The sequence below is a fragment of the Lysobacter niastensis genome (assembly GCF_015453285.1).
Taxonomy (GTDB): Bacteria; Pseudomonadota; Gammaproteobacteria; order Xanthomonadales; family Xanthomonadaceae; genus Lysobacter_J; species Lysobacter_J niastensis.
This window is the reverse complement of record NZ_JADLZT010000006.1, coordinates 143,855-166,839: the sequence shown is the minus strand read 5'-3', so window position 1 is coordinate 166,839 and position 22,985 is coordinate 143,855. Positions and strand designations below refer to the sequence as shown.

The following is a 22,985-nucleotide window of genomic DNA, read 5'->3' as shown; positions in this document are numbered from 1 at the left end:
ATGGATTGGGCCGATTATGCGTCAGCACAAGGCGCGGCCGCGATCGGACCGCCCCGGCAAACCCGCCCTGAACGGCCGTCTATCTGCGGCGATCCGGGTACTCGTGGCGGAGGCGCGCGATGACGCCGTCGGCGGCGCGGTCGAGTAGATGGAACACGTGTTCGAACTGGGCCGGACCGCCGGTATAGGGGTCGGGAACCTCGCCATCGGCCTCGACGCCGGCCCATTCCAGGAGCAACGCGGCCTGCGCATGACATTCCGCGGGCATGCGGGCACGCACGTCGCGAAGGTTGGCCCTGTCGGCGCACAACAGCCAATCGAAGCGCTGGTAGTCCTGCGCTCCCAGTTGCCGCGCGCGGAGTCCCGAGATGTCGACTCCATGCTCGGCCGCATTGGCGATGGCACGGCGGTCGGGCGGTTGCCCGACATGCCAGTCGCCGGTACCGGCCGAATCCAGCTCCACCCGGCCGGCCAGCGTGGACATGCCAATCCGCGGCCTCAACACGCCCTCGGCTACCGGCGAGCGGCAGATATTGCCGAGGCAGACGATGAGGAGGCGGATGGGAACAGGCTCAGCCATGTCCACTGGCGATGCGTGCTTCGGCACGGGCCAGGTCCTCGGGCGTGTCGACACCGGGCGGGAATGCTTCCGGCGTGATACCGACCGAGATTCGGAAACCGGCTTCGAGCACGCGCAGCTGTTCCAGCGATTCGATCTGCTCCAGACGGCCCGGCGGCAGCGCGGTGAAGCGCTGCAGGAAGCCTGCGCGATAGCCATAGATGCCGATGTGGCGCAGCCACTCGCCATGCTCGGGCATCCGCGTGCGGTCGCGGGCGAAGGCGTCGCGCGGCCACGGAATCGGCGCACGACTGAAGTACAGCGCATGGCCGTCGCCGGCACGCACCAGCTTGACCGCGTTGGGATCCAGCAAGGTCTCGACGTCGGTCACAGGCGCTGCCAGCGTCGCCATCTCGGACGTGCCGGCGTGCATCAGCTCCGCAACCGCGCGAATACCGGCGGCTGGTGCGAACGGCTCGTCGCCCTGCAGGTTCACGACCACGGTGTCGTCGCTCCATCCGGCGATGCGCGCGCACTCGGCCAGGCGGTCGGTGCCGGACGCGTGCGACGTGGACGTCATGGCGACCCGCACGCCGCAGCCATCCAGTGCCGCCGCGATGCGCTCGTCGTCTGCAGCCACCCAGACTTCGCGTGCGCCAGCGGCCAGTGCGCGGCGCGCGACGTGCAGCACCAGCGGTTCTCCGGCCAGCAGGCGCAACGGCTTGCCGGGAAGGCGTGAGGCGGCATGGCGTGCCGGTATCGCGACGACGAAGTCGTCCATGGGTCCTGCTCCCTATCGATCTGTGGGAATGTCGCCGCCGCGCAGGGACTCGCGCTTGCGGGCAAGCCGGTCCAGCAGCGACACCCAGAATGCCTCGGGCAATTCGCCGCGCACCGGCACACTGAAGGTGAGGTCGTTGGCGAAATCGGCGCATTTCACCGCGTCTTTTTCGGTCATCAGCACCGGCAACGGACTGCCGAACTCGAAGTCCTCGGCCACGTAACGATGATGATCGGCGAACGCGTGCGGCACGACGGCGATGCCGTAGCCGCGCAGCATCGTGAAGAAGCGCTCGGGATCGCCGATGCCGGCCACCGCATGCACGCGCTGCCCGGAGAACGACGCCAGCCTTCGCGCACGCACGCCGGTGAGCGGCGCCGCCTGGTCGGAAAGCAGCCGCATGGGCCACTCGCCAAAGCCGGTATCGCTGTTGCCATTGCCGTTGCCGCCGTTGGCGACGTTCACCACACGAAAATCGCAGCGTTGCGCCCGCTCTGGCAGTTCGCGCAGCGGTCCTGCGGGCAGCAACTGGCCATTTCCGTAGCGTCGCCGGCCGTCGACGACTTCGATCTCGACGTCGCGCGCGAGGCGGTAGTGCTGCAGGCCATCGTCGCAGATCACCACGTCGCAGCCGGCCTCGGCCAGCGCCTGCGCCGCGGCAGCGCGGTCGCGATCGACACGAATGCGCACGCCGGTGCGACGCGCGATCAGTACCGGCTCGTCACCGGCACTCGCAGCATCGGTACCCGCTTCCACCCAGAGGGAACGCGAACGCTCGTCGCGTCCGTAGCCACGGCTGGCCACGCCCGGGTTCCAACCCTCACTCCGCAGACGCTCCACCAGGGCAATGGTCAACGGAGTCTTGCCGGAACCGCCCGCCGTGATGTTGCCCACCACGATCACCGGCACGCCGGGATGCCGGCGGCGCAACCAGCCGCGAAGATAGAGCCGGCGCCGCAATCCGCTCAGCGCGGCGTAGATGCCGGAAAGGAGCCGGGCCAGCAGTGGGACCGGCGCGTCGCCGTACCAGTAGGCGGGCACTGCCCCGCGCGAGCTGTTCTTGGATGGCCCGGTCATTCCGCCTCGCGGAACTGCATGCGATGCAGATGAGCATACAGCCCGGCATGGGCCAGCAATTCGGAGTGCGTGCCGCGCTCGACGATCCGGCCGCGGTCGAGCACCAGCACCTGATCGGCGTGCTCGATCGTGGACAACCGATGGGCGATCACCAGCGTCGTGCGGTTCGGCATCAGGTGGTTGAGCGCGTCCTGCACCAGGCGCTCGGACTCGGTGTCGAGCGCGGCGGTGGCCTCGTCGAGGATCAGGATCGGCGCGTCCTTCAACATGGCCCGCGCGATCGCCAGGCGCTGGCGCTGGCCGCCGGACAGGCGCCCGCCCTTGCTGCCGATCGAGGTCTGCAGGCCTTCGGGCAGGTGCTCGACAAACTCCATCGCATTGGCGCCACGCACGGCCTGCTCCAGTGCCTCGGGCGATGCGTCCTGCAGCTCGCCGTAGGCGACGTTGGCCGCGACAGTGCCGTCGAACAGCATCACCTGCTGGCCCACCAGCGCGATCTGGCGGCGCAGGTCGGCCAGGCGGTATTCCTCGAGCGGATGGCCATCAAGCAGGATCTGCCCCGCTTCGGTGTCGTAGAAGCGGGGAATCAGCTTGATCAGCGTGGACTTGCCGCTGCCGGAACGGCCGACGATGGCCGTCACCGTGCCCGGCCGGGCCTCGAAGCTGATGTCGGACAGCGCCGGCTTCGGCTGGCCCGGGTAGCGCGCGACGACGTCGCGGAACTCGATCACGCCCTTCGCGCGATCAAGGGGGCGCGTACCGCTGTCGGGTTCGTCCGATGCATCGAGCACGTTGAACAGGCGCTCGGCCGAAGCCACGCCGCGCTGGAGCATGCCCTGCACGTTGGTCAGCTGCTTCAACGCCGGAATGATCGCCAGCATCGAGGTCATCAGGGCGACGAAATCGCCCGCGGTCAGGCGGCCGTGCGAAGCTTCGCGCCCCGCGAAGAACAGCAGCAGCGCCAGGCCGATCGCACCCACCAGCTGCACTACTGCCGACGAGATGCTGCGGGTCGACTCGACTTTCAGGCTGAGCTTGAGATGGTGATCAGCCTGGCCGCGATAACGGGCCAGCTCGGTCGGCTGCGCGCCGTAGACCTTGACCTCCTGCTGGTTGGACAGCGCCTGGTCAGCCGACTGCAGCAGCTGTGCGCCGCTTTCCTGGATGCGATGACCGATGCGGCGGTAGCGCCGGCCCACCGTGTCCATCATCCACGCCAGCACCGGACCGAGCAGCAGGATCGCCGCCGTCACGCGCCAGCTATAAAAGAGCATGACCGCCAGCATCGCCACGACCTGCAGCGACTGCTGCAGCATCACCTTGCCGGCGTCGATCGCGGCCTGCGCCACCTGGTCGCTGTCCGAACCCAGCCGCGTCAGCATCGAGCCGACCGGCTCGCTGTCGAAACGCAGCCCCGGCAGTCGCAGGTACTTGCCGAGCACCATGATCCGCAGGTCGCGGGCAATGCTGCGCCCGGCGCGCGCCATCGAGGTGTCGGTCAGGTAGCCGGCGATGCCGCGAACGACGAAGATGCCGACGATCGCCAGCGGCAGCAGCACCTTCAGGCGGTCGTTACGGCTGATGAAAGTCTCGTCGACGACGTGCTTCATCAGCCAGGTGAACGCACCGGCGGCGGCGGCCTCGATCAGCAGGCCCATCAGCGCGACGAGAAGAATGCCGCGGTACGGAGTGACGAACTCGGTGAGGCGGCGGTAGGTCTTCCAGGGCGACACGTTGTCGCTCACTTGCCGGCCCCTGCAGCGCCTTCGCGGGTCTGCGGTGCGGTCGCGCTCATGATCCGGCGGAAGCCCAGCTGCCCGAGCGCGTCGTAGACGGTGACGACGGACTGGTAGGGCGTGCGAGCGTCAGCGCGAAGCAGTACCGGGCGGTCGCGATCGCTGCCGGCGACCTCACTGATGGTGCCCTTGAGCGTTTCGACGTCGTCGCGCAGCACTTCGCGATCGTCGACGAAGTAACGGCCGTCGGCGTTCACCAGGACGATCAGCGCCTTGACCGGATCGCTGGCCTGCTCGCCCGTGGCACGCGGCAGCTCCAGCTTCAGCACCGAGCGCGCGTCGAACGTCGCCGTGACGACGAAGAAAATGATCAGCACCAGGATCACGTCGATCAACGGGACCAGGTTGATGTCCGGCTCATCGAAGGCGCGGTGGTCGCGGATGCGCATCGGTCGCAGGCCTCAGGCCGCGTTCTGCGCGCGCACGGCGCCGGCGGGCGGTCGTGCGTCGATGGTGTCCATCAGCTGGATCGCCTCGTGCTCCATCGAGACGATGTACTCGCCGATGCGGCCGCGGAACCAGCGATGGGCGATGAGCGCCGGGATCGCGACGATCATGCCGGCGGCGGTGCACACCAGCGCCTTGCCGATGCCGCCGGCCAACTGGTTCACGTCACCGATGCCGTGGTCGAGGATGCCGAGGAACATCTGGATCATGCCGACGACGGTACCGAACAGGCCCAGCAGCGGACCGGCCGCGGCGATGGTGCCGAGCGTGTTGAGGTAGCGCTCCATCTTGTGGACCAGGTGGCGGCCGACATCCTCGATGCGTTCGCGGATCTGGTCACGCGGGCGGTTGCGGACATCGAGCGCGGCGGCGAGCAGTTCGCCGAGCGGCGAGGTCTTGCGCAGGGTCTCGATGTGGGCCGGATCCAGCTTGCCGGTCGAGGCCCAGGCGCGCACTTCCTTGCCCAGCGCGGGGGGTAACACAGTGACGCGTCGCAGGGTCCAGGCGCGCTCGACGATCAGCGTCAGTGCCAGCACGGACAGCAACAGCAGCGGAATCATCGGCCAACCGCCGGCCTTGACCAGTTCCAGCACTCGCAACCCCCGGCCCGTGGCCGTATCAAAACTGGCCGATAGGATAGCCCAGCCGTCGCAATCGCCTACCTCCGGGTGGCATCCCATAGGCGCGGGTGTGCCCGTCGTCGCGCTTCCACCGCCACCCCGTTTTCCTGAATCCGGATACCGAGCGCGCCTTCCCGTGCCGTGTCGTGGACCTCCGCGCCGGCCTGCCGCCATCGCGCAAGCACTTCCGGACGCGGGTGGCCGAAGCGGTTGCCGAACCCGCTCGACACCACGGCCTGCCGGGCACCGGTGGCGGCAATGAACTCCGGATCGGACGAGCCGGCACTGCCGTGGTGCGCGACCAGCACCACATCCGCCTTCAGTGCCGAAGGCTGGGCGCGCAACAGGCGCCGCTCGATGACTTCGCCGACATCGCCCGTCAGCAGCGCGGCGCCATGCGCACCCTCGATGCGCAGGACGCAGCTGGCCTCGTTGCCCAGGTAGGGAAAGTGTTCATCAGGATGCAGGAAGCGGAACCGGACGCCATCCCACGACCATGCCTGCCCGGCCCGACAAGGCTGCGTTCCGGGCACCCCCGCCCCTTCCGGCGCAGCCACCTGCCGGAGCGGGAACTCGGCCCGGACCGCGTCCAGCCCGCCAGCATGGTCGTTGTCGCCATGGCTGACGACGGCACGGTCGAGTCGCGACACGCCCAGCGCATGCAGCGCCGGTACCACGGCACGCTCGCCGGCATCGAATCCATCCCGCACCGCGGGTCCCATGTCGTACAGCAGCGCGTGGTGGGAGGTGCGGACCAGCACCGACAACCCCTGCCCCACATCGATCACGGTCAGTTCGACGTCGCCAGGCGCGGGTAGACGCCGATCGGGCCAGAGCAACGGCAGCCATAGGAGCAATGCCAGCGGCTTGCCCGGAGCGCCGCGCGGCAACAACCACCAGAACGCGCCGAGCATCGCCAGGGGCAGCGCCAGCCACACCGGTTCGGGCAACCACAGCAGCGACAGCGGACTGGCGGCGAGACGTTCGAACATCGGCCAGCTGAGGTCGAAACACCACGCAGCAGCTCGCCATGCCCACGAGCCGGCACCGGCATTCAACGCTTCGAGGCCGGTACCCAGCAGCGACAGCGGCACCACGACCAGGCTCCACCATGGCACGGCCACCAGATTGGCCAGCGGCCCCGCGAGCGAGGCCTGTCCGAACAGCACGACACTCAACGGCAGCAGTCCCAGCGTTGCGACACCCTGCGCCGCGAGGAACTCCTTCCATGCTTCCCGCAGTGGCCTGCGCACGCCATCCGACAGGCACCACACCAGCCACGCCACGCCCAGGAAACTCAGCCAGAAGCCCGCGCCCAGCACGGCCAGCGGATCGATCAGCAGCACCGTCATCGCGACCAGCGCCAAGGTATCGATGGCCCGCCGCGGACGTCTGGACCACGTGACGGCCGCAACGACGGCGATCATCAGCATCGTGCGCACGGTAGGCAGCGATGCGCCCGCCAGCACCGCATATCCGGCCGACCCGCACATGGCGGCCGCTGCAGCCGCCACCGGGCGCGGACAGCGGCGTCCGAGTGCCGGCCACAGCCACCACAGGCTCTTCAACGCCAGGGCGAAGAATCCGGCCACCAACCCGACATGGAAACCGGATATCGCGATCAGGTGAGTCAGACCATCGGCGCGCAGCGTGTTCCAGTCGGCGTCGTTCAATGCGCGCGTGTCGCCCAACGCGAGGGCGCGAATGAAGCGGGACGATGGCGAAGCCACGCCGGCTCGAATCCGCTCCGACATCGTTTCGCGCCAGGCGGAGAGTCCCGTCGGAGTCGAAAGCGCCTGCGCCAGGGATGGCTCGCGCACGTATCCGACGGCGGTGATCCGCTGCGCCATGGCGTGCTTTTCGGCATCGAACCCGCCCGGGTTGCGCAGTCCTCGCGGCGTGCCAATGCGCACCGGCAATCGCCAGCGCGTACCGGCCTTGATCATGGCGCGGAGGCCAGGGTCGTCGTCGTACCAGGCCAGCCGCAGCAGCCGGCCACGCAATCGCGCCGGCTGCGCGGCATCGCTGGCGACACGGAACAGGAAGCGCGTGCGTCGGGGCTCATGCACCGGCAAGTCGATGATGCGCCCGCTGACGATGGCATCGTGTTTCTGCCACGACACCGGCAGTTGAAGCCACAGTGCGTGGGCGGCATGCAGGCTGGCCAGACCGAAGCCCAGCAGCAGCGCACCCGACAGGCGGCGCGCACCGGGTTGCCGGGTGAAGCGCCATCCCCACAGCCCAATACCGGCCAGCAGCGCAAGCAGCGAAAGCGGCCATGGCGGCCGCACCGGCAACCACAGCCCGGCGCAGATACCGGCGAGCAACGCCGAAGCGCTGCCGATCCCGAAACGCGGCGTCCCTGCCGCTGCAGCCATGGTCTACACCTCGTCGTGACTCAGCTGTCGCAACTTGCCTTCATGCAGTTCCATCACCCGGTCCAGCCGTCGCGCCAGGCGACGATCGTGTGTCACCAGGACCAGACTCGTGTGCTGTTCGTGGTTCAGCGCGAGCATCAGCTCGAACACCGTCGCCGCGGTCTTCTCATCGAGGTTGCCAGTCGGCTCGTCGCCGAGCACGCAGGCCGGCTTGTTGACTAGCGCGCGCGCCACCGCGGCACGCTGGCGCTCACCGCCGGAAAGCTCGCCCGGCTTGTGTTGCAGGCGGTGCCCAAGACCTACCGATTCCAGCAGCGATTGCGAGCGCTTCGACGCTTCGGAGACGTCGGCGCCGGACAACAACACTGGCAGCATCACGTTCTCGAGCGCGGTGAACTCTGGCAGCAGATGATGGAACTGGTAGACGAAGCCCAGCGCACGGTTGCGAAGCGCGCCACGCGCGGCATCGGACAACGCGCTCATCTTCTGCCCGGCGACGAACACCTCGCCTGCCGTCGGCGTGTCGAGCCCGCCCAGCAGGTGCAGCAGCGTGCTCTTGCCCGCGCCGGAAGCACCGAGGATCGCGACGGTCTCGCCCTTGCGCACTTCCAGGTCCAGGCCGTGGAACACGTGCGTACGCAGGCTGCCCTCGGCATAGGTCATCGCCAGGTCCTGGCAACTGATGACGGCGTCGTTCATGGCAACCGCGGCTTCGTTCTGCTTACTCATAGCGCAGCGCCTCCGCCGGTGCCGTGCGCGCGGCGCGCCAGGCGGGGTAGATCGTCGCCAGGAACGCCATCGCCAAGGCCACGCAGGCGATGATGGTGACGTCGCTCGCCTGCAGGTCGGTCGGCAGGCCGGTGATGTAGTAGACGTCTTCAGGCAGCAGCTGCACGCCGAGGATCGCCTCGATCGCCTTGAGGATGTGCCTGAGGTTGAGCGTCAGCACGATGCCGCCGATGACGCCCAGCACGGTACCGATGACGCCGATCAGCGAGCCCTGCACGACGAACACTTGCATGACGCCGCGCGGCGTGAGGCCGAGCGTGCGCAGGATGGCGATGTCGGCCTGCTTGTCGGTCACCAGCATCACCTGCGAACTGACCAGGTTGAAGGCGCCCATCGCGATGATCAGCGACAGCAGGATCGCCATGATGGTCTTTTCCATCTTCAGGGCGCGGAACATGTTGGCGTTCTCGCTGGTCCAGTCGCTGACGCGGAACGGACCGCCCAGGCTGAGCGCGAGGTCGCGCGCCACGTCCCAGGCCTTGTCCATGTCATGCAGCTTCAGGCGGACGCCGGTGACGCCCTCGCCCATGCGCAGCAGGCGTTGCATGTCGTGGAGGTTGACGACGGCCAGGCCCTTGTCGAACTCGTTGTACCCGGCCTCGAAAATGCCGCTGACGGTGAACCGCTTCAACTGGGGCACCGCGCCCAGCGGCGTGCTGCGGAAGTCGGAGGTGGTCATCAGCACGCTGTCGCCGACGTTCACGCCGAGCCACAGTGCCAGCTCCTTGCCGAGCACGATGTTGAAGCTGCCGGGCGCCAGCGAATCGAGCCGCCCCTGCACCATCTTGCCGGCCAGCACCGAGACCTTGTCCTCTTCGGACGGCAGCACACCGCGCACCATCGCGGGCTGGTTGCGTGTGCCCGAGAGCAGCGCTTCCTTCTCGATGTACGGCGCGGCGCCGGCCACGCGCGGATCGGCGACGGCCCGGTCCACGGCGCGCTGCCAGTCGGTCAATGGCTCGCCATAGGCGCTGACGGTGGCGTGGGCGGCCATCTGCAGCATGCGGTCGCGGATCTCGCGCTGGAAGCCGCTCATCACCGCCAGCGTGGTGATCAGCGCCATCACGCCGAGCGCGATACCCGCGATCGAGGCCAGGGAGATGAAGGAGATGAAGCCATTGCGGCGTTTGGCGCGCAGGTAGCGCAGGCCGATGGCGACGGGGATGGGTTTGAACATAGCGGACTAGGATGCCATCGAAGACGGTAGCTGGGCACCGCCTTGGACCGGAATGGCCAGCCGCAGTTCACGACGGCCACGGGCATCGAGCGTGTCAGGCCACCAGACCAGGCGTTGCCAGCGGCCCTGCGCGTCGCGGAAGCGCATGAAGACCATCGGCCCGCGCCAGCGGACGAGCACGTCCTTTATCGGCAAACCATCGAGGGTGGCCGTTGTCCCGGCGATAACCAGCGACCGCGCCGGCCGGCGCAATTCCCTTCTGCCCAGCCGCACGCCTTCGACCACGGCCAGGAACGCCGTCGGCAGCGACCCTGCCAGAGGAACGCCGCTCAGGGTCACGGACACCGCGGCCAGCACGCCCAGGCAGGCCAGCATGGCCACCAGCAGGAGCGACGGTCGCCACTCAAGGCGGCAGGTTGCGGATGCGTTCGACAAGTCCGGCGAGCTCGGCATCGGTCGGCGCGTCATGGCCCATGAACCAGTGCCAGAGCTTATCGTCTTCGATTTCCAGCAATCTTAGGAAAATCCCGCGCTCGGACTCGGAAGCCTGGCGCCAGGAACGATCGAGATAGCGGCCAAACAGCTGGTCCAGTTCGCGCATGCCGCGCCGGCATTTCCAGCGCAGGCGACGCAGTTCGATTTCGTCGGCTTCGCTCATGCGCGTCTTCCCTTCAGCTCTCGTGAGAAAGGGCGCACTCGCGTGCGCCCTTCCCTAATCTGCCTCACTGCCCCGCGCCGGATCAGACCCGGCGTGCCAGCATCAGCTTCTTGATCTCGCCGATCGCCTGCGCCGGGTTCAAACCCTTCGGGCAGGTACGCGCGCAGTTCATGATGGTGTGGCAACGGTACAGCTTGAACGGATCTTCCAGGTCGTCCAGACGCGCGCCGGTGTCTTCATCGCGCGAGTCGATGATCCAGCGGTAGGCCTGCAGCAGGATCGCCGGGCCCAGGTAACGGTCGCCGTTCCACCAGTAGCTCGGGCAGCTGGTCGAGCAGCACGCGCACAGGATGCACTCGTACAGACCGTCGAGCTTCTTGCGGTCGGCCGGCGACTGCAGGCGCTCACGGTCCGACGGCGCCGGGCTCTGCGTGCGCAGCCACGGCTTGATCGATGCGTACTGCGCGTAGAAGTGGGTCAGGTCCGGCACCAGATCCTTCACCACCGGCATGTGCGGCAGCGGATAGATCGGCACCTCGCCCTTCTCGCAGTCGCTGATCGCCTTGGTGCAGGCGAGCGTGTTGGTGCCGTCGATGTTCATCGCGCACGAGCCGCAGATGCCCTCGCGGCAGGAGCGACGGAAGGTCAGCGTCGGGTCGATCTCGTTCTTGATCTTGATCAGCGCGTCCAGAACCATCGGGCCGCAGGTCGCCATGTCCACCTCATAGGTGTCCACGCGCGGGTTCATGCCGTCGTCGGGGTTCCAGCGATAGACCTTGAAGGTGCGCGGCTGCTTGGCGCCCGGCGCCGACCAGTGACGGCCCTTCTGGATCTGGGAATTCTTCGGGAGGGTAAATTCGGCCACGATCGTATTCGCTCCGGAATCAGTAGACGCGCTTCTTCGGCGGAACCACGGACACGTCGTCGGTCAACGTGTACATGTGCACCGGGCGGTAATCGATCTTGGTGTTGCCCGCCTCGTCGACCGAGCACAGGGTGTGCTTCTGCCAGTTGGCGTCGTCGCGATCCGGGAAGTCCTCGCGGGCATGGGCGCCACGCGACTCGGTGCGGTTCTCGGCGGAAACAATCGTCACCAGCGCCTGATCGAGCAGGTTCGACAGTTCGTAGGTTTCGATCAGGTCGGAGTTCCAGATCAGCGAACGGTCGGCGACCTTGACGTCGGCGAAGGACGCATGGATCTCGCGCATCTTCTTGACGCCGTCGGACAGCGTCTCACCGGTGCGGAACACCGCGGCGTCGGCCTGCATGGTGCGCTGCATCTTGTCGCGGATAACCGCGGTCGGCGTACCGCCGTTGGCGTTGCGCAGCTTGTCGAGGCGCGCCAGCGCGGCATCGCAGGCATCGCTCGCGAGCTTGGCCTGCTTGCCGTCCGGCTTGACCGTCTCGGCAGCGCGGTTGGCCACGGCGCGGCCGAACACGACCAGGTCGAGCAGCGAGTTGGAGCCCAGCCGGTTGGCGCCGTGGACCGACACGCAGGCGGCTTCGCCGATCGCGTACAGGCCCGGCACGACTTCGTCCGGGTTGCCGTTCTTCAGCTGCACCACTTCGCCGTGGTAGTTGGTCGGGATGCCGCCCATGTTGTAGTGCACGGTCGGGATCACCGGGATCGGCTGCTTCTCGACGTCGACGTTGGCGAAGATGCGCGCCGACTCGGCGATGCCCGGCAGCTTCTCGTGGATGACTTCCGGGCCCAGGTGGGTCAGGTCGAGCAGGATGTGGTCCTTGTGCTCGCCGACGCCGCGGCCTTCGCGGATTTCCATCGTCATCGCGCGGCTGACCATATCGCGCGGGGCAAGGTCCTTCACGCTCGGCGCATAGCGCTCCATGAAGCGCTCGCCGTTGCTGTTGCGCAGGATGCCGCCTTCGCCACGCACGCCTTCGGTGATCAGGCAGCCGGCGCCGTAGATGCCGGTCGGGTGGAACTGCACGAACTCCATGTCCTGCAGCGCCAGGCCGGCGCGCAGCACCATGCCGCCGCCGTCGCCGGTGCAGGTATGGGCGGAGGTCGCGGAGAAGTAGGCGCGGCCGTAGCCGCCGGTCGCCAGCACCGTGCCCTGGGCACGGAACAGGTGCAGCGTGCCTTCGGCCATGTCCAGCGCCAGCACGCCGCGGCAGGCACCGTTGGCGTCCATGATCAGGTCGAGCGCGAAGTACTCGATGAAGAACTGCGCGTCATGCGCCAGCGACTGCTGGTAGAGCGTGTGCAGGATCGCGTGACCGGTACGGTCGGCAGCGGCGCAGGTGCGCTGCGCCGGCGGACCTTCGCCGAAGCGCGTGGTCATGCCGCCGAACGGGCGCTGGTAGATCTTGCCTTCCTCGGTGCGCGAGAACGGAACGCCGTAGTGCTCCAGCTCGATGATCGCCGGGATGGCCTCCTTGCACATGTACTCGATCGCGTCCTGGTCGCCCAGCCAGTCCGAGCCCTTGACGGTATCGAAGAAGTGGTAGCGCCAGTCGTCTTCGCCCATGTTGGCCAGCGCGGCGGCCACGCCGCCCTGGGCGGCCACGGTGTGCGAACGGGTCGGGAAGACCTTGGTGATGCACGCGGTCTTCAGGCCCTTCTGGGCCAGGCCGAAGGTGGCGCGCAGACCGGCGCCACCGGCGCCGACCACGATCATGTCGAAGGTGTGCTCTTGAATCTTGTAAGCGGCGGCCATGAATCAGGCTCCCAGCGCGATGCGGATGACGGCGAGCACGCTGGCAACAGCGGCGATTACGCAAACGAAAACGACCGCGAGCTGCGATGCAACCGCCACCCACGGGGTATGGACGTAGTCCTCGATGATCACCTGCAGGCCCAGCTTCATGTGCCAGAACGTGGCGATCAGGAACGCGACCAGCAGCACCGCGTTGAACGGGCTGGCGACGCTGTGGCGCACGTACTCGTAGTCGTGGCCGATCAGGTTCACGATCAGGGCGATGACGTACAGCGACAGGAACACCAGCGCCACCGCGGTCACGCGCTGGACGATGAAGTGGCCCGTGCCTTCCTTTGCGGAGCCGAGACCGCGTGCGGTCTTCAGCGGATTGCGCAAACGATTCTGGCTGCTCATGCCGCACCTCCCTGCATCATCGCGGCCATCCAGATCAGCGCTGTGAGCACCAGGCTGCCGATGATGGAGATCCAGCTGCTGCGCACGAACTGCTCGATGCGATAGCCCATGCCGGCGTCCTGCATCAGGTGGCGGATGCCGTTGAGCAAGTGGTAGGCCAGCGACCAGCTCCAGCCGAACATGATCAGGAAGCCGAATCCCGATCGCGCGAAGGCGGTGAAGTGGCCCCAGGCTTCAGGTCCTTTGGCCAGGGACATCAGGCCGCACACGACGAGCAGGCTGCCGACGGAAAGGACGACACCAGTCGCACGGTGCAGGATCGAGGTCACCATCTGCACCTGCCAGCGGTAAACCTGCAGATGCGGTGACAAGGGACGTTCGCGATTCGCCATGGGCTTGGCGGTCTCTCGGCTGGGCGGCAGGGCCGCGTGGCGGGAACGCGTGGTGACGCGTCAGAAGTCGATGCAGCGGCCGTTCTTTTCCCAGTCGCCGTAGCGGGTCGGCTCGGGGCCTTCGCGCCCGCCGAACTCCTTCGCCTTCGTATCGCCCGGGACCGGTGCTTGTTCCGGTGTCTCGGGTGCGTCCGGCGCTGCGGAGGGAGTGGTTTGGCCTATGATCACGGCGCTGAATGTTAAATCCCGCCCCCATGCATGACAACCCGCAGGCCTCGTCCGGCCTCGCCTTCGCCCTGCCCGACCATCGCCTGATCGCCCTCACCGGACGCGATGCGGCGGCTTTCGCGCAGGCACAGTTCATGAACGATGTCGCCGCGCTGGAGCCCGGTCAGTGGCACTGGAGCGGATGGCTGACGCCCAAGGGACGCGTTATCGCGTTGTTCGCCTTGCTGAAACTGTCCGATGAAGCCATCTGGCTGGTCGTGCCGGACGCCGACCCGGGCAACCTCGCCGCAGCGCTGCAGCGGTTCGTATTCCGCAGCAAGGTCGCGATCGCGGTCCGCGACGACCTACGTGTCCAGGGAGGCTTCACGAGACCTGCACATGCGCGAGGCCCTGCCTTGGCGGGCGACGCGGCAGCGGGGATCGAGCTCGATTTCAGCGCGGAGGGCGGTCCGCGCACGGTCCGCATCTCGTCCGACGCCGCGCCAGCCGATGCCGATGCCGTTTCGCACTGGCAGGCCTACGACCTCGCGCACGGGCTGCCTCGCTTGCCGGCTTCACAGGTGGAGCACTGGACGCCGCAGCAGTTGTCGCTGGAGCGGCTGCAGGCCTTCAGCGTGAAGAAGGGCTGCTACCCGGGCCAGGAGATCGTCGCGCGCACGCATTTCCTCGGCCAGGCGAAGCGGGGACTGGTATTGCTGGAGGCATCGGCCCCTGCGCCGGATGGCACCGACGTGAGTGGCGAATCCGCCGTACTCGGCAAACTCGTGGCCCAGGCGGCGGCCGGCGGCCACCACCTTGCCCTCGCCGTGCTGCCGCTCGAACGCGCCGAGCAGCCGTTGCGGCTGGAATCCGGGGCCGTTCGGGAGCTCCCCCTCAAGAGCGGCCTGGAACGCTAGCGAGCGGTTCGGCGTTAACCGGCCGCGCCGGCGCCCACTCTCGCCCGCTGCGCGCGCCAATGCTCCTGCCAGGCCTGGAACATCAGCACATTCCACAGGTGCGTGTGCCATTTGCGCTCGCCGCCGAGGAACTGCTGCCATAGTCCGTGCACCGCTCCGGCATCGAAGTACCCCTGCTCGCGCAGACGGTTCTCGTCGAGCAGAGCTGCCGCCCACTCGCGCAGGTCGGCGATCAACCACTGGCTGACGGGCGCACCGAAGCCGCGCTTGCCGCGATCGACCATGCTGTCCGGCAGGTAGCGGCGCAGCACCTGCTTGAGCAGGTACTTGTTGCCCGAGGTATGACGCTTGAACTCCAGCGGCAACGACCACGCGAACTCGGCGACGCGCCAGTCCAGCAGCGGAGCCCGCGCCTCCAGGCTCACCGCCATGCTGGTGCGGTCGACCTTGCACAGCAGGTCGTCGGGCAGGTACGTGGCGAAGTCGGCGAGCATCATCGCGTCGGCCGGCGTGCCGGCGCCGCGCAACGGATCGGGCTGGTCGTAGAAGGTTTCCGGCAGCTTCGAACCGGTGACCGCGCGAGCCGGATCGCGCCAACGCGCAATGCGCTGGCGGTAAACGTCGCCGATGCCGCGTGCGCCCATCTCCGCGGCCAGCGCTGCGAATCCGCCCGTGCGCGAAGCCTCGCCATGCTGCCTGGCGCTGCGCGCCAGTGCGTTCCGGATCGGCGCAGGGATGCGGCGCTGCCAGCGCCAGTTGCGAATCGCGCGGTCGTAGCGCTTGTATCCGTAGAACAACTCGTCGCCGCCGTCGCCGGACAAGGCCACCGTCACAGCCGTGCGCGCCAGACGCGCTACCAGCGCGGTCGGCACCTGCGAGGCGTCGGCGAACGGCTCATCGAACATCGCCGGTAGCGTCGGAACGACGGCCAGTGCATCGGCACCACTGACATAGAGTTCGGTATGCGCGGTGTGCAGGTGCTCGGCCACTTCGCGCGCCAGGTGCGCTTCGTCGTGGTGCGAGCGCTCGAAGCCGATCGTGAAGGTGCGCACCGGATGCCGGCTCTGCGCCTGCATCAGCGCGGTCACGATCGACGAATCGGTGCCGCCCGAAAGGAACACGCCGACCGGCACGTCGGCGACCATGCGAAGCGCCACCGAATCGCGCAGCAGCGTGTCGAGCCGGTTCTCCGCCTCCAGCACGTCGCCGGTGAATGGCTGCGAGATCGCCGCGGCCATCCGTTCGCGTGCATCCCAGTAGCGGCGCTGGTCGCGTGCGGGATCGTGCGACTTCGCACCGACCGCAACCGTGCGTGCATCCATCCGCAACAGCGAACCGGGCAGCAGTTTGAAGGTATCGGCATGGATCGCGTGCGGCGCCGGGATGTAATCAAGCCGCAACAGCAGCGCCAGCGAGTCCGGATCGACCGGGTTGTCGAACGCGGGGTGCTGCCAGAGTGCCTTGAGCTCGGAGCCGAACACGAACGTGTCGCCGGCCCATCCGTAATACAGCGGCTTCTTGCCGACACGGTCGCGTGCCAGCCACAGGCATTGCTCCTGGCGGTCCCACAACGCGATCGCGAACATGCCGTTGCAGCGGGCAATGGCGTCCTCGACGCCCCACTCCACCGCTGCTGCCAACAACACTTCGGTGTCGGAATGGCCACGGAACGCATGGCCGCGCGCGACCAGCACCTCGCGCAGTTCGGCGAAGTTGTAGATCTCGCCGTTGTAGGCGACGACGAAGCGTTGATCGGCCGAGGCCATCGGCTGATGGCCCAGTGGCGACAGGTCGAGGATGCTGAGGCGCCGATGCGCGAGCGCGATGCCGGTCTGTTCGTCGGCCCACACGCCGCTGTCGTCCGGGCCGCGATGCAGCATCGCATCGCCCATCGCCCGGGCGAGCGCAGACAGCCGATCCGCCCCCGTGTCCGGAGTCGGGCGGAGCAGACCGGCAAGACCGCACATCAGCGCGGCCTCAGGCCAGGCGGTCGGCGGCGGCGATCACGTCTTCATCGGACGGAATCACCAGGAATGCAGCACCTGCGAGCGGCGTGTAAGTGTCCTCGCCGACCACACGCTGGAACGGCCGTGCGGCGTATCCACCTTCGGCGATCGCGGTCACCACGCCCTCGCCCACGCCGGCGCTGTGCCGGCCTTCGTCGACGATCAGGATTCGCTTGGCGGTGCGCGCCTGCTCGCGGATGTATTCCTCGTTGAGCGGCACCAGCCAGCGCAGGTCAACCACGCGGGTCTTCCAGCCGTGTTTCTTCTCGATGGCGCGGGCGGCGCGCAGGCTCATTGGCACGCCGTTGCCATAGCTGAAGATCACCAGGTCGTCGTTGCCTTCGCCGTACACGCGGCCTTCGCCCAGGGTCATGGCTTCATCGGGCTTCGGATAGGCCGTCAGCCAACCGCCGTCGCCGGGCTCGTACAGGTCCTTGGTCATGTACAGGGCGATCGGCTCCAGGAACACGCTGACGCGGCCATCCACCTTCGACAGCGCGGTCAGCGTGCGCAGCATCGTCGCGGCATCGTCGCCGCGCGACGGACAACCCACCACCAGACCAGGGATGTCGCGCAGCGCGGTGATCGAGTTGTCGTTATGGAAATGGCCGCCGAAGCCGCGCTGGTAGCCGAGGCCGGCGATGCGCACGACCATCGGGTTGGCGTACTGGTTGTTGCTGAAGAACTGCAGCGACGCCGCTTCGCCACGGATCTGGTCGCAGGCGTTGTGGAAGTACGCGAGGTACTGGATCTCCGGGATCGGCAGCAGGCCGACGTTGGCGAAGCCCTGCGCCATACCTAGGATCATCGTCTCGTCAAGCAGCGTGTTGAACACGCGCCGCGGGCCGAATGCCTTCTGCAGGCCCTTGGTCACCGTGTACACGCCGCCCTTCTGCGCGACGTCCTCGCCGAACAGCAGGGTCTCCGGATACTTGGCGAAGATGTCGTGCAGCGCGTTGTTGATCTGGATGGCGAGATGCCGTGGCGGCTGGTTCTCCGGCAGCTTGGCTTCGCTGCCGAATACCTCGAGCCGGCGCTGCGGGAAATCGGCGCGCTCGGCCTCCTGCTTCACCGCTGCCGGCGAATACGGCGCCAGCGGCGCGATCACGTCCTCCAGCCTGTCGAGCTTGGGAGTGCGGTCGGCGTGATCGGCAGCAGCGAAGCACTTGCGGCGCGTTTCCTCATACAGCGCAAGCACTTCATCGCGACTCATCAGGCCCGACTCCATCGCGATGGCGGCCGAACGCAGCAGCGGGTCGGTCGCTTCGACCGCGCACAGTTCCTCGACCGAGCGCCACTCGATCTCGAAGTCGGTGCCGGCGTGGCCCATGATGCGGGTGGTCTTCAGGTGCAGAAACGTCGGGCGACGGGTGCGGCGGCAATGCTCGACCGCCTTCTGCACGTCGCCGTAGCCGTTGGCCAGGTCCAGGCCATCGGCGAAGAAGTAGTCCAGGCCGTCCATGTGCTGGAAACGGTTGGCGATCCAGCCCGACGGCGTCTTCACCGAGATGCCGATGCCATTGTCCTCGCAGACGAACAGGACCGGCGCCGGCAGCTTCTGGTAGGCCGTCCACGCGGCCGCGTTGAATGCGGTCTGCGCGGTGGCATGGTTGGACGAGGCATCGCCGAACGAGCAGATCGCGATGCTGTCGTCGGGAATCGGCAGCGCGTGGCCCAGGCGCTTGCCGGTTTCGATGGCGACCGCCGTGCCCAGCGCCTTGGGCAGGTGCGAGGCGATGGTCGAGGTCTGCGGCAACACCCACAACGGCTTGCTGCCCCACACCTTGTGGCGGCCGCCGCTGGCAGGGTCCTCCGCACTGGCGGCGAAGCTCAGTGCCGAGTCCATGATCGGATCCATGCCGGGCAGCTTGCGGAAACGCTCGGCCATGAAGCCGCCGGAGCGGTAATGCAGGAACGCCGGATCGGTGTGGCGCGTCAGCCGCGCGACCATCGCGTTGCCTTCATGGCCGCTGGAACCGATCGTGTAGAAGACCTTGTTCTGCACGCGCAGCACGCGAGCCATCAGGTCGAGATGGCGACTGATCAGTTGCGACTCGAACAGCTCCAGGAAACCGCGCGCGTCGAGGGCGCTGCCATCGAGCACCGCTTCGCCCAAGGCGGGGCGCGCATCGGCGCGGCCGTTCCAATGCTTCACGAACTCCACGAAGTTGACGTCGCAGATTTCGGCGCGGTTGAGGCCCTTCATGCGGGCCGGGATCGGATTCGGTACGGCGTACTGCTGTGCGGACATCGTCGACTCCACTCCCCGTTCCGGGGGAGCTCAATAGGAATATTCAGTCAGGCAGTGCTATGCGCGACGCTGCTTCCACCGGAGGCAAGGGCATCGCAATGAAATTGGGCGTCCTGCGCACACGCAGCAGCCAGTCGCGGATCGCCGGGTACGGCGCCAGGTCGAAGCCGCCCTCGTCGGCGACATCGGTATAGGCGAACAGGGCAATGTCGGCCACGCCGTAATCGCCACCGCTGAACCATGGATGCTGCTGCAGGTGCAGCTCCATCACCGCCAGCGCCAACTGGCCGCGCTCGCGCAGCTTCGGCAGGTCGGCGCGGCGCGGCGAATCCAGCGGCGTCCAGCCGCGGATGAAGCGTGCGACGGCGATGTAGGGCTCATGGCTGTACTGCTCGAAAAACATCCAGCTGAGCGCCTGCGCTCGCTGCCAGGCGTCGCCGCTCCAGAAGGCGGTGTCCTCGGCCAGCCAGCACAGGATGGCGTTCGACTCCGTCATGATGCGGCCGTCGTCGGCCTCGATCATCGGCACCTTGCCGTTGGGGTTCTTCGCCAGGTACTCGGGGGTGCGCGTCCCGCCGGACGTGCTGTCGATCTCGACCCAGCGGAACTCGCGGCGCAGCTGCGTCAGCATCAGTCGCAGCTTGTGGCAATTGCCCGAACTGGAATACCCGTAGACAGTGATCACGTGCGCTGCTCCCTGCGTGCGAACCACTCTTCGCGCGATTGGCCCCAGACTTCCACTTCGTTGGCGTCATGCGGCGCAGGCAGGCGCCCCATGCGCAGGTAGCGCGAGTCGAGTTTGGCCGCAACGCCCTTCGATGCAGCGTTGGCGGGATCGATGGTGTGAATGACTTCCGACCAGCCCAGGGTCTGGAAGGCCCAGTCGATCGCGACCGTCGCCGCTTCCGTGGCGTAGCCCTTGCCACCGGCACCGCCCGCAATGGCCCAGCCGACCTCGGTACCCGGCCAGCCCTCGGGTTGCCACGGACCCACGCGGCCAATCCAGCGACCGCTGGACTTTTCGATGACGGAGAACATGCCGAATCCGAGTACGGCCCACGACCCGACCATCGTCATCAGACCACGCCACGCCAACGATCGTGGCTGCGTGCCGCCGATGTAGCGCGTGCGTTCAACATCGGCCATGAGCTCGGCCCACGCCTCGAAGTCCTGCCCCTGCGGTGGGCGCAGGAGCAGACGTTCAGTTTCCAGCTGGACATCAGGTATCTGCACTGCCCGCTCCTCATGCCGCGACGCGACGTCACTGCACACCGGTCCATGGACGATGACGATGCGTCATGGTCCCGGGCCGCCCGCCCCGTCCGACGACGGGGCCTCCGGTCAGAACGCGCTGATGCCGGTCAGCTCGCGGCCGATCACCAGCTGGTGCACGGTCTCGGTGCCCTCGTAGGTGATGACCGATTCGAGGTTGAGCGCGTGGCGGATCGCTGCGTGCTCGGTGGTGATGCCGGCGCCGCCCAGCAGGTCGCGGCACTCGCGCGCGATGTCGATCGCCATGCGGCAGTTGTTCCACTTGGCCAGCGACACCTGCTGCGGCTGCATCTTGCCGGCGTCCTTCAGGCGGCCGAGCTGGAGCACCAGCAGCTGCGCCAGCGTGATCCGGCGCGACATCTCGGCGAGCTTGATCTGCGCGCTCTGCGTGGCCGCCACGGGACGGTCGAACAGGATGCGCTCCTTGGAGTAGTTCAGCGCCTCGTCCAGGCATGCGATCGCAGCACCGATCGGGCCCCAGGTGATGCCGTAGCGCGCCTGCGTCAGGCAGCCCAGCGGACCCTTCAGGCCCTTCACGTTGGGCAGGCGGTTGGCGTCCGGCACGCGCACGTTGTCGAAGAACAGCGAGCTGGTCACCGATGCGCGCAGGCTCATCTTGTGCTTGATTTCCTGGGCGGCGAAACCGGGCATGCCCTTTTCGACGATGAAGCCCTGGATGCCCTCGTCGGTCTGCGCCCAGACGATCGCGATGTCGGCGAGGTTGCCGTTGGTGATCCACATCTTGGAACCGTTGAGGATCCAATCGCCGCCGTCGCGGCGCGCGTTGGTCTTCATGTTGGCCGGGTCGGAACCGCCATGCGGCTCGGTCAGGCCGAAGCAGCCGATGACCTTACCCGCCGCCATGTCCGGCAGCCAGCGCTGGCGCTGTTCTTCGCTGCCGTAGGCGTAGATCGGGTACATGCACAGCGAGGACTGCACGCTGACGAAGCTGCGGATGCCGCTGTCGCCACGTTCCAGCTCCTGGCAGATCAGGCCGTAGCTGACCGCATTGAGGCCGGCACAGCCGTACTTTTCCGGCAGCGAGGAACCCAGCAGGCCCAGTTCGGCGATCTCGCCGACCAGTTCCTTCGGAAAGCGGCCCTGGTCGAAGGCCTCGCCGATGATCGGGATCACGCGCTCGTCGCTGAACCGTGCCACCGTATCCTGCACGGCGCGCTCCTCATCGGTGAGCAGGGAGCGGACGTCGTAGAGGTCGTACGGGTGCAGGGCCATGGCGTACTCGGTCGTGGGAAAGATCGCCATTGTAATGAATGGCCGCGACTCGGGGTAAGGCCGGGAAACCGCTTCCAGCGCGGTGATCGCGCACAATGCGGCCGCGTACAGCGCACAAAAAAGAAGGGCCGGATCGCTCCGGCCCTTCCTGACTCGATGTTGCCCGCGTGGATCAGCCGCGCGAGGTGCCGCTCGAAGCCGAAGCGGTCTGGGTCACGACCTGGCCGTCGATCACCGGCAGGCGATTGCCTTCGGGACGCTCGTCCATGCGCACGGTCTGCTCCTGGCCCTGGTAACGGTAGGTGACATCGTAGCCGACCACCTTCTCGTCGTCGCCCAGCGGGATGCGGTTGCCCGGCTTGCTGCCGACGCGCATCGTGCCGGTGGTGCCGTCCGGATTGCGGTAGGTCACGTTGTAGGCGACCACCTTCGAGGACTGCGACGTCGAGGTCGTGGTGTGGCACTGGCGCTCGGTGCGGTTGACGACCTTGCCGCCGACGTGGCGCTTGTCGACCTGGTTGCCAATGAAGCCACCGGCCACAGCACCCGCGGCAGTAGCGGCCTTGCGACCGTTGCCGTCGCCGATCTGATTGCCGACCAGGCCGCCAATCACGGCACCGGCCACGGTGCCGCCGACGTTGCCGTCACGCTCCGGGGCGCGCTCCTGCACGACCACGTCCTGGCAGACCTCACGCGGGGTCGAAGTGGTGCTGGTCTCGCGGACCGGCTCGGTGCCGATGACCTGGGCGTACTGCGGTTCCTTCTCCGTAATCGGCTTCACGTTGACGACGTCGGCGTATTCCACGCCCTGGATGGCGCCGTTCGCGGCGACGTCGCCGCCCTGCCCGGCCAGCTGGGCATCGGAGGCCGTGCCGGCCGCCTGCGGGTTGTCGTTGCTCTTGAAGCTATTGAAAGCCGCAACGGCCACGCCGCCCACGAGCAGCGAAGCCAGCGCAACTGCAAGCAAGTTCTTGTTCATTTCAGGCCTCTGCGGGGGGCAACCCGCTGTTGTTGGATGGCGCCATTCGATCATTCGCAAGCTGAACGGCTGCCGATTTTTTAACATCAGACCGACGCATCTGTGAACGCCGTTAAGGAGCGTGTTAGCGTCTTTGCGACCGCCGTCAAACTGTGTGCCCCATGGCCAACCCCCTGACCGCCCCCCTGCTCGGCTTCCTCGGCAAGCTCAGCTACCCGCGCCTTTTCATGCTGACTGCCGCGCTATTCGTGATCGATCTGGTCGTGCCCGACTTCGTTCCGTTCGCCGACGAACTGCTGCTGGGCCTGGGCACGTTGCTGCTCGCCAACTTCAAGAAGCGCAAGGACGTGATCCAGCCACCGCGCTGACGCC

At 67.4% G+C, this 22,985-nt stretch carries 24 protein-coding genes; 2 read left to right on the top strand and 22 right to left on the bottom strand.

The window, feature by feature from the left end; genetic code table 11:
* Window positions 1–79 precede the first annotated feature (79 nt).
* The 16 genes from IU514_RS11850 to IU514_RS19150 form a co-directional block, all read right to left on the bottom strand.
* Window positions 80–562: a low molecular weight protein-tyrosine-phosphatase gene (locus IU514_RS11850; RefSeq protein WP_194931518.1), complete on the bottom strand. Its 483-nt coding sequence runs from the start codon at window positions 560–562 to the stop codon at window positions 80–82.
* 10 nt (window positions 563–572) lie between these two features.
* Window positions 573–1,340, bottom strand: a complete 768-nt coding sequence (gene kdsB / locus IU514_RS11845; protein WP_194931325.1) for a 3-deoxy-manno-octulosonate cytidylyltransferase — start codon at window positions 1,338–1,340, stop codon at window positions 573–575.
* A 12-nt stretch (window positions 1,341–1,352) separates the two neighbouring features.
* Window positions 1,353–2,417, bottom strand: a complete 1,065-nt coding sequence (gene lpxK / locus IU514_RS11840) for a tetraacyldisaccharide 4'-kinase (RefSeq protein WP_194931324.1) — start codon at window positions 2,415–2,417, stop codon at window positions 1,353–1,355.
* Window positions 2,414–4,075 (bottom strand): lipid A export permease/ATP-binding protein MsbA, encoded by a 1,662-nt coding sequence (msbA, locus tag IU514_RS11835; RefSeq protein ID WP_228760707.1) that lies wholly within the window; start codon window positions 4,073–4,075, stop codon window positions 2,414–2,416. The genes lpxK and msbA overlap by 4 nt, the downstream gene beginning before the upstream one ends.
* A gap of 83 nt (window positions 4,076–4,158) precedes the next feature.
* On the bottom strand, window positions 4,159–4,602 hold the full coding sequence (locus IU514_RS11830) for an ExbD/TolR family protein (protein WP_194931322.1): 444 nt from the start codon (window positions 4,600–4,602) through the stop codon (window positions 4,159–4,161).
* A 12-nt stretch (window positions 4,603–4,614) separates the two neighbouring features.
* A complete protein-coding gene (locus IU514_RS11825; protein WP_194931321.1) occupies window positions 4,615–5,253 on the bottom strand; it encodes a MotA/TolQ/ExbB proton channel family protein in 639 nt (212 codons plus the stop codon).
* 65 nt (window positions 5,254–5,318) lie between these two features.
* A complete protein-coding gene (locus IU514_RS11820; protein ID WP_194931320.1) occupies window positions 5,319–7,658 on the bottom strand; it encodes a DNA internalization-related competence protein ComEC/Rec2 in 2,340 nt (779 codons plus the stop codon).
* 3 nt (window positions 7,659–7,661) lie between these two features.
* A complete protein-coding gene (gene lolD, locus IU514_RS11815; protein ID WP_228760705.1) occupies window positions 7,662–8,357 on the bottom strand; it encodes a lipoprotein-releasing ABC transporter ATP-binding protein LolD in 696 nt (231 codons plus the stop codon).
* A gap of 22 nt (window positions 8,358–8,379) precedes the next feature.
* Window positions 8,380–9,624, bottom strand: a complete 1,245-nt coding sequence (locus IU514_RS11810; RefSeq protein ID WP_194931318.1) for a lipoprotein-releasing ABC transporter permease subunit — start codon at window positions 9,622–9,624, stop codon at window positions 8,380–8,382.
* A 6-nt stretch (window positions 9,625–9,630) separates the two neighbouring features.
* Entirely contained in the window at window positions 9,631–10,059 is a 429-nt protein-coding gene (locus IU514_RS11805) for a YgfX family protein (protein ID WP_228760685.1), read from the bottom strand.
* Window positions 10,028–10,282, bottom strand: a complete 255-nt coding sequence (locus tag IU514_RS11800; protein WP_194931317.1) for an FAD assembly factor SdhE — start codon at window positions 10,280–10,282, stop codon at window positions 10,028–10,030. Before IU514_RS11800 ends, IU514_RS11805 begins: the two co-directional genes overlap by 32 nt.
* 82 nt (window positions 10,283–10,364) lie before the next feature.
* The gene (locus IU514_RS11795; protein WP_194931316.1) at window positions 10,365–11,147 is read right to left on the bottom strand and encodes a succinate dehydrogenase iron-sulfur subunit; all 783 of its coding nucleotides are present in this window, start codon (window positions 11,145–11,147) and stop codon (window positions 10,365–10,367) included.
* A 19-nt stretch (window positions 11,148–11,166) separates the two neighbouring features.
* The gene (gene sdhA, locus IU514_RS11790; RefSeq protein WP_194931315.1) at window positions 11,167–12,960 is read right to left on the bottom strand and encodes a succinate dehydrogenase flavoprotein subunit; all 1,794 of its coding nucleotides are present in this window, start codon (window positions 12,958–12,960) and stop codon (window positions 11,167–11,169) included.
* 3 nt (window positions 12,961–12,963) lie between these two features.
* The gene (sdhD, locus tag IU514_RS11785; protein ID WP_194931314.1) at window positions 12,964–13,356 is read right to left on the bottom strand and encodes a succinate dehydrogenase, hydrophobic membrane anchor protein; all 393 of its coding nucleotides are present in this window, start codon (window positions 13,354–13,356) and stop codon (window positions 12,964–12,966) included.
* On the bottom strand, window positions 13,353–13,748 hold the full coding sequence (sdhC, locus tag IU514_RS11780; RefSeq protein ID WP_194931313.1) for a succinate dehydrogenase, cytochrome b556 subunit: 396 nt from the start codon (window positions 13,746–13,748) through the stop codon (window positions 13,353–13,355). Before sdhC ends, sdhD begins: the two co-directional genes overlap by 4 nt.
* A 60-nt stretch (window positions 13,749–13,808) precedes the next feature.
* Window positions 13,809–13,976, bottom strand: coding sequence for a DUF1674 domain-containing protein (locus IU514_RS19150; protein WP_324187826.1), 168 nt, complete (start codon window positions 13,974–13,976; stop codon window positions 13,809–13,811).
* A 26-nt stretch (window positions 13,977–14,002) separates the two neighbouring features.
* Here IU514_RS19150 and ygfZ point away from each other — a divergent pair, with 26 nt between their 5' ends.
* Window positions 14,003–14,872 (top strand): CAF17-like 4Fe-4S cluster assembly/insertion protein YgfZ, encoded by an 870-nt coding sequence (gene ygfZ / locus IU514_RS11770; protein WP_194931312.1) that lies wholly within the window; start codon window positions 14,003–14,005, stop codon window positions 14,870–14,872.
* Window positions 14,873–14,886: 14 nt separating this feature from the next.
* On the opposite strand, the gene asnB is transcribed toward ygfZ, so the two are convergent.
* The 6 genes from asnB to IU514_RS11740 form a co-directional block, all read right to left on the bottom strand.
* The gene (gene asnB, locus IU514_RS11765) at window positions 14,887–16,839 is read right to left on the bottom strand and encodes an asparagine synthase (glutamine-hydrolyzing) (protein WP_194931311.1); all 1,953 of its coding nucleotides are present in this window, start codon (window positions 16,837–16,839) and stop codon (window positions 14,887–14,889) included.
* Window positions 16,840–16,849: 10 nt separating this feature from the next.
* Complete coding sequence (locus IU514_RS11760; RefSeq protein ID WP_194931310.1) at window positions 16,850–19,129, bottom strand: thiamine pyrophosphate-dependent enzyme; 2,280 nt, start codon at window positions 19,127–19,129, stop codon at window positions 16,850–16,852.
* A 43-nt stretch (window positions 19,130–19,172) separates the two neighbouring features.
* Window positions 19,173–19,811 (bottom strand): glutathione S-transferase family protein, encoded by a 639-nt coding sequence (locus tag IU514_RS11755; protein WP_194931515.1) that lies wholly within the window; start codon window positions 19,809–19,811, stop codon window positions 19,173–19,175.
* The gene (locus tag IU514_RS11750; RefSeq protein WP_194931309.1) at window positions 19,811–20,362 is read right to left on the bottom strand and encodes a GNAT family N-acetyltransferase; all 552 of its coding nucleotides are present in this window, start codon (window positions 20,360–20,362) and stop codon (window positions 19,811–19,813) included. Before IU514_RS11750 ends, IU514_RS11755 begins: the two co-directional genes overlap by 1 nt.
* Before the next feature lie 108 nt (window positions 20,363–20,470).
* Window positions 20,471–21,634 carry an acyl-CoA dehydrogenase family protein gene (locus IU514_RS11745; protein ID WP_194931308.1) on the bottom strand — a complete coding sequence of 388 codons (1,164 nt, stop codon included), beginning with the start codon at window positions 21,632–21,634 and terminating at the stop codon, window positions 20,471–20,473.
* Between the two features lie 172 nt (window positions 21,635–21,806).
* Window positions 21,807–22,613 (bottom strand): glycine zipper 2TM domain-containing protein, encoded by an 807-nt coding sequence (locus tag IU514_RS11740; RefSeq protein ID WP_194931307.1) that lies wholly within the window; start codon window positions 22,611–22,613, stop codon window positions 21,807–21,809.
* Window positions 22,614–22,774: 161 nt separating this feature from the next.
* Between IU514_RS11740 and IU514_RS11735 the strand changes: the two genes are divergently transcribed.
* A complete protein-coding gene (locus IU514_RS11735; protein WP_194931306.1) occupies window positions 22,775–22,981 on the top strand; it encodes a DUF6116 family protein in 207 nt (68 codons plus the stop codon).
* The last annotated feature ends 4 nt before the right edge of the window (window positions 22,982–22,985 follow it).